The following is a 15358-nucleotide window of genomic DNA, read 5'->3' as shown; positions in this document are numbered from 1 at the left end:
TCAAAGCCTTCTTCAATATGAATTTCAATTGTAAGCCGGCTTTCTTTTTGATATTCTTTTGAAGGAAGAGGCCTCTGCTCTTCTTTTCGCGGCTATTATACCACACCTTCAGCCGGAAAACGAATCTCCCCGCTTCCGCAGAAAGAAAATGAAACCAGAACAGCTTCACAGCCGTCTATGTATCGGAACTGCTTCACGCAGGTCCTCACAAACCGCTTCAAAACGGCATTTGTGAAAAGAAGGAGGTTAACCGCTTTGAAAAAAATGTGGATTGGATTGCTGGCGGCGGCCGTTGTATTGTGCACAATACCGAAAATCAGCCTGGCCGATGCCGCAGTCGGAGATGTCATCGTCACACTGGGGGCGGATCTGTCAAACGAAAACCGTCAGAAAGTGCTTGACGAATTAAATGTCCCTGATAACGCGACAAAAGTGACGGTCACAAATAAAGAAGAACATGAATATCTGGGAAAATATATATCGAACGCCCAAATCGGCACAAGAGCCATCTCTTCGTCATCCATTACGGTGGCAAAGAAAGGGTCCGGGCTTGACGTTAAGACCCATAATATCGATTCCATTACGGATGAAATGTACTTAAACGCCCTGATGACAGCAGGAGTGAAAGATGCGAAAGTATACGTGACGGCGCCGTTTGAGGTATCAGGCACCGCAGCATTAACGGGAATCATCAAGGCATATGAAGTCTCATCAGACAAAGCAATTTCAGAAGATGTAAAACAGGTCGCCAACCAAGAGCTTGTCACCACTTCAAATCTCGGGGATAAAATCGGGGATAAAAACGCCTCCGCGCTCATCGCAAACATTAAAGATGATTTCGCGAAAAACGGTGTGCCCGATACAAAAGAAGGAATCGAGAAAAAGGTCGATGATGCGGCTTCAAACCTTAACATTACACTGACTGACGCTCAAAAAGACCAGCTCGTTTCATTGTTTAATAAAATGAAAAATGCCAAGATTGATTGGGGCCAAGTCGGCAGCCAGCTCGATAAGGCAAAAGACAAAATCACGAAGTTCATTCAATCCGATGAAGGCAAAAGCTTTGTTCAAAAAGTCATTGATTTCTTCGCTTCGATTTGGAATGCGATCGTGTCTGTATTTACAGGAGACAGCGGATCAAGTTCTAACAGCTGAATGCAAAAAGAGACCGGACGCCATTGTTCCGGTCTCTTTTTTATTTATTGTTTGACCCCCGTCTTAAACGGCAGATCCAGTTTTACAATGTCTTCATAAGTTTCCCTTCTAATGACAAGATGCGCTTCGCCGTCTTCCACAAAAACGACGGCGGGACGCGGAATGCGGTTGTAGTTGTTAGCCATGCTGTATCCGTATGCTCCCGTGCAGAAAACGGCGAGAAGATCGCCTTCTTTCACTTCCGGAAGATCTATATCCCAAATGAGCATATCACCGCTTTCACAGCACTTGCCCGCGATGGATACCGTTTTATCGTGGTGTTCTCCGATTCTGTTTGCCGATACGGCTTCATATTTCGCCTGATACAGCGCAGGACGGATATTATCGCTCATGCCCCCGTCAACCGCTGCATATTTACGGGTGCCGGGCACTTCTTTTTGCGAACCGATGGTATAAAGCGTCGTTCCGGCGTCTCCGACGAGCGAGCGTCCCGGTTCAATCCAGATCTCCGGAATGTCAAAAGCGTGCAGCGCTGCGTTTTCTTTTACCGCTTCGATAATTTTTTCCACATAAACGGCGGGATGAAGAGGTTCATCCTCCTCCGTGTAGCGGATGCCAAAGCCGCCCCCTAAATTCAGCACTTCAGAGACAAAGCCGAATGATTCTCTCCATTCATTCAGTTTTGTGAAGATTTTTTCTGCGGCCAGCACAAAGCCCGCCGTATCAAAAATTTGCGATCCGATGTGGCAGTGAACGCCGAGAAGGCGGATATGGTCTGACTGTAATACTTGTTCAATCGCCTTTTCTATTTGCCCGTTATGCAGATCAAAACCGAATTTGGAATCTTCCTGTCCCGTCGTAATATAATCATGCGTATGCGCCTCTACCCCCGGAGTGATCCGCAGAAGCACATCCATTGTGCGCCCTGATTTGCGGCACAGTTCCGCGAGTAAGGATATTTCATAAAAATTATCAACGACAATGCAGCCGATTTGATGATCGAGCGCCATTTTCAACTCTTCTTCGCTTTTGTTATTGCCGTGAAAATGAATCCTGTCAGCCGGAAAACCAGCCGCAACCGCCGTAAACAGCTCTCCGCCGGATACAACGTCCAATGAGAGCCCCTCCTGCTCAGCGAGCTGTATCATCGCAACGGAAGAAAACGCCTTGCTCGCGTACGCGACCTGCGCCTTTAAATCCGCGTCAATGAATGCCTGTTTAAAGCTTTTAGCGCGCTCACGTATTAAAGCCACATCGTAAACATAAAGAGGCGTGCCGTAATGCTCCGCTAAATACAGCGCGTCCACACCTCCGATTTCCAAATGACCTAGTTTGTTTTGTCTGCTTGTGCCATGTAAGAACAATGCTCATTCCCTCTTTCTGATCCGCATATGGGTGAAAAGGACAGCTTCTTTTGAGCTGTCCTTATACAAGTCCCGTATAAGTTAAGACATACAATATCATAATCTTCTGTCGGTTTCAATGCGATTATGAACCGCTTGGCTGTCTTTGACGGTCTTTCGGGTGAACAATGCTCGGTCTGACTTTGGCTCCCGGCACTGTCGTCCGGACGAGCACCTGCCACAGCGCCTTGCCGTTAAACGGTAAAAACGGCCATAAATACGGCGTATGAAACGAGCGGATATTCGCCATTATGATCAGCAGCAATGTAAAGCCTATCACAAAGCCTTTTACTTGGAAAATGGCCACGAGCACCATTAAGATGAGGCGTATCATTTTATTGGCGAGGCTGAGCTCATAGCTCGGCGTGGTAAATGATCCGATGGCGGCGATCGATACGTACAGAATCACTTCTGCTGAAAACAGCCCCACCGCTATGGCGATTTGACCGATCAGCACCGCCGCAATCAGACCCATGGCGGTGGATAAAGCGGTCGGCGTATGGATCGCGGCCATCCTGAGAAACTCAATCCCCAAATCGGCCAAAAAGATTTGCAGAATGATCGGGATATGCGTATTTTTATTTAAACCGATAAAATCCAATCTTTCAGGCAGAAGAGACGGTTCAAGAACAAAGAGGAACCAGATCGGAAGCAGAACAGTTGAAGCGATAATACCGAAGAACCTGATCCATCTTAAAAATGTTCCCACTGAAGGCGCCTGCCTGTATTCTTCCGCATGCTGAACATGGTGAAAAATCGTGGTCGGCGTTATGATCACGCTCGGTGACGTATCAACGACGATGATGACGTGCCCTTCTAAAATGTGATTGGCGGCCACATCCGGCCGCTCCGTGTATCTGACCATCGGAAACGGGTTGTAGCCCTGTTTGACGATGAATTCCTCCACCGTTTTATCAGCCATCGTCAATCCGTCAATGTCAATCGCATTCACTTCGTTTTCGACGATGCTGACAAGGTCCGGGTCCGCGATGTCTTCTATATACACAATCGCAAGATCGGTCTTAGAGCGCTCGCCGACTTTCGTAATTTTGACGCGGAGCCTTTCGTCCCTGATTCGTCTTCTGATCAATGCTGTATTAATGACGATATTTTCGATAAAACCGTCTCTTGCCCCGCGGACGACCTTTTCCGTATCCGGTTCTTCAGGTGTGCGTCCGGGGTAACTTCTGACGTCGACGACGAAAGCGAAGCCCGCGCCTTCAACGATAACGGCGACAAGTCCGGAAAGCACTTGATCCGTTGCTTCGTCGAGCGTTTTGACTTTTTGGACCTGCTGATTGACAAGCCTGTTTTCAACAACGTCAATCGCTTCATCCGCATTTTCGTCATAATTATTGACGTCGACGAGCTGTTCCATTAAATGAATGATAAACAAAGTATCGGTTAATCCGTTGACAAAGTAAATCTGGACTTCCCGGTCTAATACTCGAACTTTGCGGACGCCGACATCATAGCTCGTTCCCATACCGACGCGGTCTTTAAAAAATTGTTCATTTTTTCTAGGATCCCGGTACACCTTGATCATGTTTTCCGGTTTTTCCGGCATGGCTTTCGCTCCTTTCTAAAATGAATTCGACCGCCTTCATCGTGATCGGCGAGCCTTTGGATATGTCATCTTTTCTTCCCATCTTACCTATGTCGCCGATGCCCACAATGAGGGGAACGTCCAATTTATCCAGACAATACACCGTATCTCCGTTCATTCTGTGCTCGTCCATTTCTCTCATTCCGGTTTTATCGACGCCATACTCCGTCACTTCTCCATCACGGTCAATGGAGACATCGACTTTCGTCCATTCAGCCTGATGGGTCTTAGAAGCGACCGCAATCACCCCCAGCACTTCAATGTCCTGATGTGAGGCGACATATTTCAGCGCCGTTTCACCCGGCCCTTCCCCTTGCAGGCCTGAATCGTCAAACATGACAAACACCGGGTCATTCGGCGCGGCTTTAATCAGCTGAACAAGTTCGGGGCCGCTTCTGGTTGACGGATTGCCCTTTGATTGGGAAATACACCGTCCGCCTGCTTTTTCCGCGGCATATTCAATTGTTTTGGCGGCGTATACGTCCCCGTCTGTCACAAGAATGACCTTCCGTTTCGTCATCAGGCATTATCCTTTCGGTTTAAAAATAACGGCTACAAGAAATGCGAATAAAATCGCTGAAGATATACCGGCGGAAGTAAGTTCAAAAATCCCCATGGCGATCCCGATAAATCCATGCTCGTGAGCTTGATGCATGGCGCCGTGCAATAAGCTGTGACCGAAGCTGACGATGGGAACCGTCGCGCCCGCGCCCGCGAATTCGATAAATTTGTCATATATTCCGAACCCATCCAACAAGGCGCCGATGACGACAAAAGTTGTCATTACATGGGCGGGTGTCAGTTTAAAAATGTCAAGCAGCAGCTGACCGATAATGCATATGATTCCCCCGCAAACAAAAGCCAACAGATATTCCATTTATGATGCACCTCCCGCCCGCTCAAATACCACACCGTGCGCGATGGTCGGAATGGTTTCCTTCTGCTGGATCATTGTCGGACTTAAAAGCGCTCCTGTCGCGACAACGAGTACCCTGTTTAGAGTCCCTGCTTTTAATTGATTAAAAATATGTGTGTACGTAACAAGCGCGGAGCAGGCGCAGCCGCTTCCGCCCGCAAACACCTGCTGGTCCGGCGTATAGATGAGAAGACCGCAGTCATCGTGTTTCGTTCCGACGGGATAGCCTTCTTCTTTGAGCAAATCTTTCACGATCGGCGAGCCGACGCCTGAAAGGTCTCCCGTTAAAATCAGATCATAATCATCCGCCGTGCGGTTTAAGTCCTGCAGGTGCTGTTTGATTGTGTCGGCGGCAGCTGGCGCCATGGCCGATCCCATATCGAACGGATCTGTTATTCCGAGGTCGCTTACTTTTCCCACTGTTGCGCTTGTAATCTTGATATCAGAAGGGTTTTGGCTGATGATGACCGCCCCGCCCCCCGTGACCGTCGAAGTGGCGGTATCCGGTTTTTGCCCGCCATATTCCGTCGGATTGCGAAATTGCCGTTCTGCGGTCGCGTTATGGCTGCTCGTGGCTGCGATCGCCCGGTTCGCAAAACCGCCGTCAATGAGCGCGGATGCGACGGCAATCGTTTCCATTGATGTCGAACAGGCGCCGAACAGACAGAGGAACGGGATTTTCAGATGTCTGGCGACGTAGTTGGCGGTCACATTTTGATTTAAAAGATCCCCCGCGAGCAACAAATCAATATCGCTCTTTTTCAAATTCTGTTTTTGCAAAGCTGAGTTGATGGCATCTTCCATTAACTGACGTTCCGCCATTTCCCAGTTTTTCTGATTGCAATGCATTTCATCGTATGTCTTATCAAACAGCGAACCGAGCGGGCCGTCTTTTTCTTTCGGTCCGGCTGCCGTCCCCGCCGCATTTACAAATAACGGGTTTTCAAACACCCAGGTTTGCTTTCCGGTTAATTTCATTTTTTCTCCTCCTACGAAAACAGTTTTTCACAAGCAAACCGTATCAGGCCTACGATATAGGCTGCCACGACGCCGAATACAATGACGTTTCCCGCCAATTTAAACATGTTTGTCGCTACTCCGAGCACGAGTCCTTCACTTCTGTGTTCCAGAGCCGCGCTTGTCATACTGTTTGCAAAACCCGTCACCGGCACGGCTGAACCCGCTCCGGCAAACTGCCCGAGTCTGTCATAAATGCCGAATCCGGTCAAAAGAGCGGAAATTAAAATAAGAGTGGCGGCCGTCGGGTTGCCCGCTGTTTTTTCATTAAAATTAAAAAAGTGGATGTAAAAGTCTTGAAGAGCCTGCCCGATCAGACAGATCAAACCGCCGATCAGAAAGGCTTTGACGCAATTCCAAACATATGGCGGTTTCGGCTGATAGTCTTTCACTTTTGTTTTGTAATTTTCTTTTAAGTTTGTCACGTCGGTTCCTCCTTATGAATGATGGATAAAATACAGCCAATGAAATAAAGAGCCGGCTATTTTGCCGAACACAATGGCCATCAGCAATATGATGATTTTGCTGCCGAAGCCGATCCGTTTGGCAAGAATGGGAAGCACATTCAGCACTTCTGTAAGCGCGGCGGCCAGCATGCCGACAAACATGCCGGCCAAAAGCCCGACCGGAACGGCCAGCCATTCAGATAAAAAAAAATGATTCATATTTAAGGTTTCCCAGCCGCCGAACACAGCTCCTGAAATAACAGCTCCTTCGTAGGCCTGTACAAAGCGCATTGTTTTTGTCAGCTGCATAAGGCGGGGGATGATTCCCATAACGGTTAAAAAAGCCACAAAGCCCGCTCCCACGGTCAGCCCTCCGCCAAGCCCGACAAACATAACGAAAAGAATGCTAACGATCATGCAGATCTTTCATCGTCTCTTCATTTTCGTGCATTGCGACATAATGATCGAGATCAAGCTGATAATTAAACATCTCGACTTCCAGCGGGCTTGGCTCTTCATTCAGGCGTTTTTTGAAGATGTGATTAAAAAAGACGATCATACCGAGACCGAGGCCGATGCTGTATGGAATCTGAAGCAGATACGGATATTCATTCCGTTCGCCCGTTATGATTTCATATAAGGCGATATGAACTTCTCTCATACTGACATCTTCATGAAAATTCATAATGGCAAGACATGAACCGATAAAAAGCAGGAGCCAGACACCGACGAACAAAACGGCTGACAGCTGCTTTTTCTGGTAATGGATTTCCACTATCGTTTCAGCGCCGCCGACGGTCTGTACATCAAGAGCGGGAAAAGCGGTATGAATGGTTTTCAGCACTTTTATGATGTCCAGCACGACGATATTTTTGTCTTTTTTCGTGACCTTATACAGCGGCAGTGCCGACAGTTTTTTTTTCAGCTTTTGCTGTCCCGCGATCTGCGCGGCGTCGCCGATTGTGATGATATCTCCGGTATGAGCCTTCACGCGGTGGCGAAGTCTGAGAAATATTCGTCTTTCCATCTTGCATCACCATCTTTCGGGTGGTTATATATGTAGTATGCGGTTCACTTTTGTTCTCATTCATCAGCGGCAAAAGACCATAAATTACCACCGATGCACAAATAAAAAAAGCCGGCCCGTAAAAGGTCAGCTTTCCGTATGATCCATCTGCACTTTAATCTGCTTTAATATTTTTTTCTCCAGCCTCGATACCTGGACTTGGGAAATCCCGAGCCGTTCGGCTACTTCCGACTGTGTCTGATCTTTATAATATCTCAGATAGACAATGAGTTTTTCCCGTTCTTCCAAATCACTGATCGCTTCCTTGAGGGCGATTTTGTCAAACCACTTCTCTTCTGAATGATCGGCGATCTGATCAAGCAGGGTGATCGGGTCTCCGTCATTTTCATACACGGTCTCATGAATGGATGAAGGCGCCCGCACCGCTTCCTGCGCAAGCACCACATCCTCCGCATCAATTTCTAAATGGTCCGCGATTTCCTGGACGGTCGGCACTCTTCCGTATGTTTTTGACAGTTCATCTTTCGCCCGGCGTATTTTATTGCCGAGCTCTTTTAAAGATCTTGAAACTTTGACGGTTCCGTCATCGCGGATGAAGCGCTGGATTTCTCCGATAATCATCGGCACGGCATAAGTTGAAAAACGGACATCATAGGACAAATCGAATTTATCAACGGATTTTAACAATCCGATACAGCCGATCTGAAACAGATCGTCCGGCTCATAGCCTCTGTTTAAGAACCTTTGAACGACGGACCACACAAGACGCATGTTTTTTTCTATGAGGAGGTCTCTTGCCTGCTGGTCGCCCTCTTGGCTCTTTTTGATTAATTCTTTGACTTCATGGTCCTTGAGCTGCGCGTTTTTGCTGTTTTTCTTAACCTCCACATCCATAACAAATCTCCTTAATTACAAAGCGCTTTGCTTTTTGATAGGTGTTTTGTTAAGCGTATCGTCGTTCCCATCTCCGGCGAGGAATCAATCGTGACATCATCCATAAAGTTTTCCATAATGGTAAAGCCCATTCCGGAGCGCTCAAGCTCGGGTTTTGTCGTAAAGAGCGGCTGGCGCGCTTCCTCAAGATCCGTGATCCCGAGGCCTTCGTCACGTATGGTCAGATAGACGACATGATCCTCCAGCGTAACGGAGATGTACACCTTTCCGTCGCAGTTTTCTTCATAGCCGTGGATGATCGCGTTTGTTACCGCTTCTGATACGACGGTCTTGATTTCCGTCAGCTCATCCATCGTCGGGTCGAGCTGTGCGATAAAAGAAGCAACTGTTACGCGCGCAAACGATTCGTTCTGACTGAGGGCTGAAAATTCAAGATGCATCTCGTTTTTCATGATGCCACCCCCAACGTTAAAAGCGCTTTTTGTTCTGATTGTTCAAACCTGATGATTTTAAACAGGCCGGACATGTCAAACAGACGTCTCACCGCGGGCGAAATCGCGCACACGACCATTTCTCCGCCGAGCTGTTTAATTTGTTTATAACGCCCTAAAATCACGCCGAGGCCGGAGCTGTCCATGAAGGTAAGATCTTCAAGGTTCAGCACGATGTGACGGATGCCGTCAGCCTCCAGCGATTCAGTAACCTTTTGTTTTAATGATTCTGCCGTATGATGGTCGAGTTCACCTGTTAATCGAATACAAAGCACGGATTCTTTGACATGAAAGTCAATTCCAAGGCTCATGCTCATTCCTCCTTGATATGATCGGATAATGAGTGTTTCGATTTTCGGGAAAGCAATTCCTTCACTATGACAAAACTAGTGCCCGTTCGCCACGATTATTTAAATTTTGTCCAATCCCCCATCGTGCGCTTCAGAAAAGTGAGAAAACCCGCTTTTTCCATGTCGTCTTTTGCCGTGACCGGGCTTTCAACGAGCACCTTTCCGTCTTTTTTCAGAACGAGGCTGCCGAGCACCTCTCCTTTTTTAACCGGAGCTGTTACATTGCCGTTGATTTTCACTTCTTTTTTTACTTTGTCCATGTTCTCTCCCTTTTTGGCCAGAAGAGAAATCGGCTCAGATGTGGTCAGCTTAACCAGTTTCTGTTTTCCTTTTTTTACTTTTACCGTTCCGACGATTTGATCCCGTTTGTACAGCGGGTGTGTTTTGAACTGGCTGAAGGCGTAATCAAGCATTTTGGTCACTTGGGCGTTTCTTTCTTTCGGAGTGCTGGCTCCGAAAACAACAGCAATGACCCTCATATTTCCTTTTTTAGCGGTGGCGGTTAAACAATACTTCGCTTCGCCTGTAAAGCCCGTCTTCACGCCGTCTACACCCGGATAAAATTTGATCAGCCGGTTTGTATTGACGAGCCAGAACTTTTTGTCTGTATTTTCTCTTAAATAATCCTCATACGTTCCCGTAAATTGAGTGATTTTATCATACTTTAATAATTCCTTCGCCATTTTCGCCATGTCATAAGCAGAGCTGTAATGGTCTTTTTCTGGCAGTCCCGTCGGGTTTTTGAAGGAGGTATCTTTCAATCCCAATTCTTTTGCTTTTTTGTTCATCCGGCTGACGAAATCCTCTTCTGAACCGGCGATATACTCCGCCATTGCGACGGATGCGTCATTTCCGGAAGCTATCGCAATTCCTTTGAGCATTTCTTTTACCGTCATTTCTTCTCCGGGTTCAAGGAAAATCTGTGATCCGCCCATGGACGCGGCATGTTCACTCGTCCTGACTTTATCGCTCATCTTTATTTTCCCTTTGTCAAGCGCTTCCATGATTAAAAGCATGGTCATGATTTTTGTCATGCTTGCCGGCGCCAGACGCTCCCGGCTGTTCTTGTTATAAAGAATGCTTCCCGTATCGCGTTCAATCAGCACGGCGCTTTTGGCTTCATGAGCGAGCTCCGATGTATGTTTTCCGTCCGGCTTTGCAAAAGCGGACGGTGCTGATGCCGTTAATAAAATGCCAATCAACAAAGTGGATATAAGACGTTTCATCTCCAAAGCCCTCCATTTCATAATCCTTTTTATTTTTTCCAAATCCGGTGGTTTTATACGCCTCATCTGGAAAATGTTTCGTGTTGAGTGCATAAAAAAACAGCTGCTTCCGAAGAAACAGCTGACTGATGCTGACTTATTTTTGAGATCGTGCGACTACGGCTTTTACAAGCTTCAAAAAGCCGCCTTTTACCTTTTCCGTCATTTCCATTACTTCTTCATGGGATAACGGCTGGTCAAGAATACCTGCCGCCGCGTTGGAAATGCATGAGATGCCGAGCACGCGCATCCCCGCGTGGTTGGCGACGATGACTTCCGGCACGGTCGACATGCCGACAGCGTCAGAACCCATCGTTCTTAAAAACCGAACCTCAGCAGGCGTTTCGTAAGACGGCCCCGTAACAGCTGTATACACCCCTTTTTGAACAGGAATGCCCAGCTCATCGGCCGTTTTTTCAGCCAAGCTTGACAGCTCTTTGTCATAGGCTTCTGACATGTCCGGGAATCTCGCTCCGAATTCAGCTTCGTTCGGCCCGATTAACGGGTTGGTGCCCGTAAAGTTGATATGGTCTGTAATAATCATCAGATCGCCGGCGCGGAATTCAGTGTTGATACCGCCGGCTGCATTCGTCACGACGAGAGATTCAACGCCGAGCGCTTTCATCACGCGGACGGGAAATGTGACCTGATCCATTGAGTAGCCTTCATAGTAATGAAAGCGGCCCTGCATCGCGATGACCTGCACGCCTTCAAGCGTTCCCATCACAAGCTGGCCGGCATGGCCTTCTACCGTTGAGACCGGAAAATCAGGGATCGTTTCATATGTAAGCTTGACAGCTCCTTCAATTTCATCGGCCAATACGCCGAGCCCTGACCCTAAAATCAGACCGATCTTTGGTGTTTCTTTCACGTGTTCTTTAATAAATGCAGCAGCACGTTCGATCTTTTGTTTCAAAAAAAGTCCCCCTACTGTAATCTTGATAAAAAGCTTTTTCCGTATTCCGGCTTTTCCGTTTTGAAATTATCCGCAATGGTTGCGCCGATATCGGCAAATGTATCCGCAAGCGGCAGCTGTTCAGTGTGTTTGTGCTTTTTGCTGTAAACAAGAAGCGGCACATACTCCCGCGTGTGATCCGTGCCGTGATGGACAGGATCATTGCCGTGATCCGCAGTGATGATAAGCAGATCGTCTTCTTTCATTTTTTCAAACACTTCCGGAAGCCTCGCGTCGAATTCCTCGAGCGCTTTTCCGTACCCTTCCGGATCGCGGCGGTGTCCGTACAGCGCGTCAAAATCAACGAGGTTGGCAAAGCTCAGGCCCGTAAACTCTTCACCGAGCGTTTCAATCACTTTGTCCATGCCGTCCATATTAGATACCGTGCGGCGGGAAGATGTAATGCCTTCTCCGTCATAAATATCAGAAATTTTGCCGATGGAAATGACGTCTAATCCGCTGTCTTTCATTCCGTTCATTACCGTGCGGCCGAACGGTTTGAGCGCATAATCATGACGGTTCGGCGTGCGTTTGAAGCTGCCCGGTTCTCCGACGAACGGTCTTGCGATAATCCGGCCGACCATGTACTTCGGATCAAGCGTCAGTTCTCTTGCCGTTTCACAGATGCTGTACAGCTCGTCAAGCGGAACGACATCTTCGTGAGCCGCAATCTGCAGCACGGAATCTGCTGATGTATAAACGATCAGCGCACCCGTTTCCATATGTTCTTTTCCGAGCTCGTCCAGAATCGCCGTGCCTGAAGCCGGCTTATTTCCGATGATTTTCCGTCCTGAACGCCGCTCAAGTTCCTGAAGAAGTTCATCCGGAAATCCTTCCGGGAACACTTTAAACGGTTTTTCAATGTAGAGGCCCATAATCTCCCAGTGCCCCGTCATCGTATCTTTCCCGTTTGACGCCTCCTGCATTTTTCCGTAGTACGCAAGAGGGTGCTCCGTTTTTTCCACGCCCTTAATGTCTCCGATCAGTCCGAGACCGAGCTGCGCCATATGGGGCATATGTAAGCCGTTCATGTGCTCTGCGATGTGTCCGAGCGTATTTGCGCCTATATCATTAAAATCGGCGGCGTCCGGCGCTTCACCGATTCCGACAGAATCCATTACGATCAAAAATACCCGGTTATATTTGTATTCAGACATCATAAAAGCCTCCTTTTCTTCCATTTGTCCATTGTAGCTTACAGAGGTCAGACAACTCAAGTATAAACCGTTTACATTCTCGTTGACAATGCCGATTCAAATAATTAGAACCTTCTCTGTATTCCGCCAATCCGGCAAAAAAAAGCCGCGGCCCCTCTGGCAGCGGCTCCTAAGCGCGCGGATGATACTGTTTGTACACGTCCTTCAGCCTTGTTTTCGTCACATGCGTATAAATTTGCGTCGTGGAAATATCGGCATGTCCGAGCATCTCCTGCACGGCGCGCAGATCCGCCCCGTTTTCGAGCAGGTGCGTTGCAAAGGAGTGCCGGAGCGTGTGCGGTGTCAGCTCTTTTTTAATCCCCGCTTCAAGGGCGATTTTTTTCAGGTTTTTCCAGAATCCCTGACGGCTGATCTGCCTGCCGTGATGATTCAGAAAAAGCGCTTCGGTTACGTTTTTCTTTAATAATTTCCCTCTGGCTTTTTCAATGTACGCTTCTATCGCATGAGAAGCGGCTTCACCAATCGGCACAATCCGCTCTTTCCGCCCTTTTCCGAAGCAGCGGACAAATCCCATCGTCAAATGGACGTCGGATAATTTCAGCTCGATCATCTCGCTGACCCTGATGCCGGTCGCGTACAGCAGTTCAAGCATGGCTTTATCCCTGAGACCGAACGGGCTGTCAAGCTTAGGCGTGTCCAATAACCGCTCAACTTCGTGAAGCGCCAATACTTTCGGAAGCGTCCGCTCTGTTTTTTGTGTTTCAATATGTACCGAAGGATCTTTATCCGCGGCTTTTTCCCTTAACAGAAATTGATGAAAAGACCGGATTGACGCCAAATGCCTGGCAGACGTCTTGCCGGATTTCCCGGAGTCCTTTATATGCTTTAAATATTGAATAATATGAAGACGGGTCACATCATTCCATGAAGTGATCTGAAGGCTTTCAGTTAAGAAGAGAGAATAACTTTTCAGATCACGCTCATAGGACATCATCGTATTTTGGGACAGCCCTCTTTCAACCCTCACGTAATGGATGAAATCCTTAATTTGATCCTTCACTCTCGATCTACTCCCCGTTTTGGTAAAAAAAGATCAATCGGCCGAACCAGCCGTCTTTCTCCTCATGTTCCGTTTTGGCCACTTTGACGGCGGAGCCTTCCGGTTTATCGTACCGATGATAGTTTTCATACTCTGAATTCACCCATATCATAGCATAATAGAACAGCGCGGTAAAACCTGTGAACAGTATAAACACTTTGATCGTATCCGCGGCTGTTTTTAAGAATCTGCCCATCTTTCTATCGACCCTTTCTTTGGCGGCTGTTAGTACACCTTATGCCAATTTCAAAGGCTTTTATACATAAAAACAGCAAAAAACCCTTTCCTGGCAGAAAAGGTTCGTAGGCTTTTACTCTGTTTCATCCCCGCGGCAGCGGTGGCAGATTCCGTGAAAAGTCAATCTATGATCTTTAATTTTAAATTTCCAATCACGTTCAATCACTTCTTCAACGTCTTCAAGCAGATCTTCTTCAATTTCATCGACGGCTCCGCACTCCATGCACACCAAATGGTGATGAAAGTGAGCCGCGCCTTCTTTGCGAAGGTCGTAGCGGGATACGCCGTCCCCGAAGTTAATTTTATCAACGACTTTTAATTCTGTTAATAATTCTAATGTACGGTATACTGTAGCGAGACCAATTTCAGGAGATTTCTCTTTTACGAGGAGGTATACATCTTCTGCGCTTAAATGGTCTTCTTCGTTTTCAAGCAGCACTCTTACCGTTGCTTCCCGCTGTGGCGTAAGCTTGTAGCTTGACGAGTGCAGCTGCTTTTTAATTCGATCAATACGGTTTTCCATGTCTTTCCCTCCTACGCCGCATTCCATGACTCATTATAACAAAATACGCGCAGAGTTCCAACTATAATTATTATAAACTGATAAATAAAAGTATTATTTTGTGATAATCATTCTAAAATATGCGTGAAGACAGCTTTTCCATAAACAGCGGAGACACGTACGCTTCGAGCAGCGAAGCGATGACCGAGAAGAAAACGATGAGAATCAGTACGAAGGCGTAACGTCCGAACCATTGGATCGGCGCGTCATGAAGGCTGCGTTTGACAAACAGCTGCCGGATCAGTTTCAGTGAAAAAGCGATGGAGCATGTCCCCATGATAAGATATGCCGGAATGAGAACGATGTTTTGCGGCAGAACCGAAATAAATGACAGGAAAAACCCGTTCATCCCCATTTGATTCACTAAAAAACCGACCGTGAAGCCGACGACGATTCCTTTTAAGAACACCATAATGAAAATAACCGGAAGACCGATCACGGAAATACCGAGAATCCACATCAGCCCCAAATATTTTACATCATGAAAGACGGCCTGCCAAAACATTTCTGAAGCGCCGGCATGTTTTCCGTCAGACAGCTGTCCGAAAAACTTGCTTAAATAGTAATACAGATCTTCTTTCTGCGTGATGGTCATGCTGTTGACGATGATCGCCCCGAAAATGACCCCCATCAAAAACAAGACGAACACAAATATATAAAGTGACAGATGATCCTTTACATGGCGAAAAAACAGTTCTTTGTACGATTGTTTTCTCATACCGCTTTCCTCCCGCTAATCTATTGACTTGATTTAGTAGATTGTATGAAAGAAAAGAGA

At 47.2% G+C, this 15358-nt stretch carries 19 protein-coding genes; 1 reads left to right on the top strand and 18 read right to left on the bottom strand.

Translation table 11 applies throughout. The features are described from left to right. Positions 1–255 precede the first annotated feature (255 nt). Positions 256–1155: a DUF1002 domain-containing protein gene (locus OVA33_RS13450; RefSeq protein ID WP_014418285.1), complete on the top strand. Its 900-nt coding sequence runs from the start codon at positions 256–258 to the stop codon at positions 1153–1155. Positions 1156–1199: 44 nt separating this feature from the next. On the opposite strand, the gene lysA is transcribed toward OVA33_RS13450, so the two are convergent. From lysA to spoIIM, 18 genes are all read right to left on the bottom strand, one after another. Continuing rightward, the gene (lysA, locus tag OVA33_RS13445; RefSeq protein ID WP_025649809.1) at positions 1200–2519 is read right to left on the bottom strand and encodes a diaminopimelate decarboxylase; all 1320 of its coding nucleotides are present in this window, start codon (positions 2517–2519) and stop codon (positions 1200–1202) included. 124 nt (positions 2520–2643) lie between these two features. Then, on the bottom strand, positions 2644–4125 hold the full coding sequence (locus OVA33_RS13440; protein WP_017418066.1) for a spore germination protein: 1482 nt from the start codon (positions 4123–4125) through the stop codon (positions 2644–2646). Next, positions 4079–4687: a stage V sporulation protein SpoVABEA gene (locus OVA33_RS13435; protein WP_123117309.1), complete on the bottom strand. Its 609-nt coding sequence runs from the start codon at positions 4685–4687 to the stop codon at positions 4079–4081. Before OVA33_RS13435 ends, OVA33_RS13440 begins: the two co-directional genes overlap by 47 nt. A gap of 3 nt (positions 4688–4690) precedes the next feature. Beyond that, complete coding sequence (spoVAE, locus tag OVA33_RS13430; RefSeq protein ID WP_007409415.1) at positions 4691–5041, bottom strand: stage V sporulation protein AE; 351 nt, start codon at positions 5039–5041, stop codon at positions 4691–4693. Beyond that, complete coding sequence (spoVAD, locus tag OVA33_RS13425) at positions 5042–6058, bottom strand: stage V sporulation protein AD (RefSeq protein ID WP_015240132.1); 1017 nt, start codon at positions 6056–6058, stop codon at positions 5042–5044. Positions 6059–6069: 11 nt separating this feature from the next. Further along, on the bottom strand, positions 6070–6522 hold the full coding sequence (gene spoVAC / locus OVA33_RS13420; protein ID WP_003153353.1) for a stage V sporulation protein AC: 453 nt from the start codon (positions 6520–6522) through the stop codon (positions 6070–6072). Positions 6523–6534: 12 nt separating this feature from the next. Then, positions 6535–6960 (bottom strand): stage V sporulation protein AB, encoded by a 426-nt coding sequence (locus OVA33_RS13415; RefSeq protein WP_007409413.1) that lies wholly within the window; start codon positions 6958–6960, stop codon positions 6535–6537. Beyond that, complete coding sequence (locus OVA33_RS13410) at positions 6950–7570, bottom strand: stage V sporulation protein AA (RefSeq protein ID WP_007409412.1); 621 nt, start codon at positions 7568–7570, stop codon at positions 6950–6952. The genes OVA33_RS13415 and OVA33_RS13410 overlap by 11 nt, the downstream gene beginning before the upstream one ends. Before the next feature lie 126 nt (positions 7571–7696). Beyond that, a complete protein-coding gene (gene sigF / locus OVA33_RS13405) occupies positions 7697–8464 on the bottom strand; it encodes an RNA polymerase sporulation sigma factor SigF (RefSeq protein ID WP_003153348.1) in 768 nt (255 codons plus the stop codon). 11 nt (positions 8465–8475) lie between these two features. Continuing rightward, positions 8476–8916: an anti-sigma F factor gene (gene spoIIAB, locus OVA33_RS13400; protein WP_003153347.1), complete on the bottom strand. Its 441-nt coding sequence runs from the start codon at positions 8914–8916 to the stop codon at positions 8476–8478. Continuing rightward, positions 8913–9266: an anti-sigma F factor antagonist gene (gene spoIIAA / locus OVA33_RS13395; RefSeq protein WP_007409411.1), complete on the bottom strand. Its 354-nt coding sequence runs from the start codon at positions 9264–9266 to the stop codon at positions 8913–8915. Before spoIIAA ends, spoIIAB begins: the two co-directional genes overlap by 4 nt. Before the next feature lie 95 nt (positions 9267–9361). Beyond that, a complete protein-coding gene (locus OVA33_RS13390) occupies positions 9362–10531 on the bottom strand; it encodes a D-alanyl-D-alanine carboxypeptidase family protein (RefSeq protein ID WP_021494259.1) in 1170 nt (389 codons plus the stop codon). A gap of 136 nt (positions 10532–10667) precedes the next feature. Continuing rightward, a complete protein-coding gene (locus OVA33_RS13385; RefSeq protein ID WP_003153340.1) occupies positions 10668–11486 on the bottom strand; it encodes a purine-nucleoside phosphorylase in 819 nt (272 codons plus the stop codon). A gap of 11 nt (positions 11487–11497) precedes the next feature. After that, the gene (gene deoB / locus OVA33_RS13380; protein ID WP_015417748.1) at positions 11498–12682 is read right to left on the bottom strand and encodes a phosphopentomutase; all 1185 of its coding nucleotides are present in this window, start codon (positions 12680–12682) and stop codon (positions 11498–11500) included. A gap of 169 nt (positions 12683–12851) precedes the next feature. After that, on the bottom strand, positions 12852–13742 hold the full coding sequence (gene xerD, locus OVA33_RS13375) for a site-specific tyrosine recombinase XerD (RefSeq protein WP_007612347.1): 891 nt from the start codon (positions 13740–13742) through the stop codon (positions 12852–12854). 7 nt (positions 13743–13749) lie between these two features. Beyond that, positions 13750–13977, bottom strand: a complete 228-nt coding sequence (locus OVA33_RS13370) for a YqzK family protein (RefSeq protein WP_003153331.1) — start codon at positions 13975–13977, stop codon at positions 13750–13752. 114 nt (positions 13978–14091) lie between these two features. After that, complete coding sequence (fur, locus tag OVA33_RS13365; protein WP_003153330.1) at positions 14092–14541, bottom strand: ferric iron uptake transcriptional regulator; 450 nt, start codon at positions 14539–14541, stop codon at positions 14092–14094. 112 nt (positions 14542–14653) lie between these two features. Beyond that, positions 14654–15298, bottom strand: coding sequence for a stage II sporulation protein M (gene spoIIM, locus OVA33_RS13360; RefSeq protein ID WP_007409404.1), 645 nt, complete (start codon positions 15296–15298; stop codon positions 14654–14656). Between the last annotated feature and the right edge of the window lie 60 nt (positions 15299–15358).

This window comes from Bacillus sp. KICET-1 (assembly GCF_027721405.1).
GTDB lineage: Bacteria > Bacillota > Bacilli > Bacillales > Bacillaceae > Bacillus > Bacillus velezensis.
The sequence above is the reverse complement of the archived record's forward strand: the minus strand, read 5'-3'. Positions and strand labels throughout refer to the sequence as shown.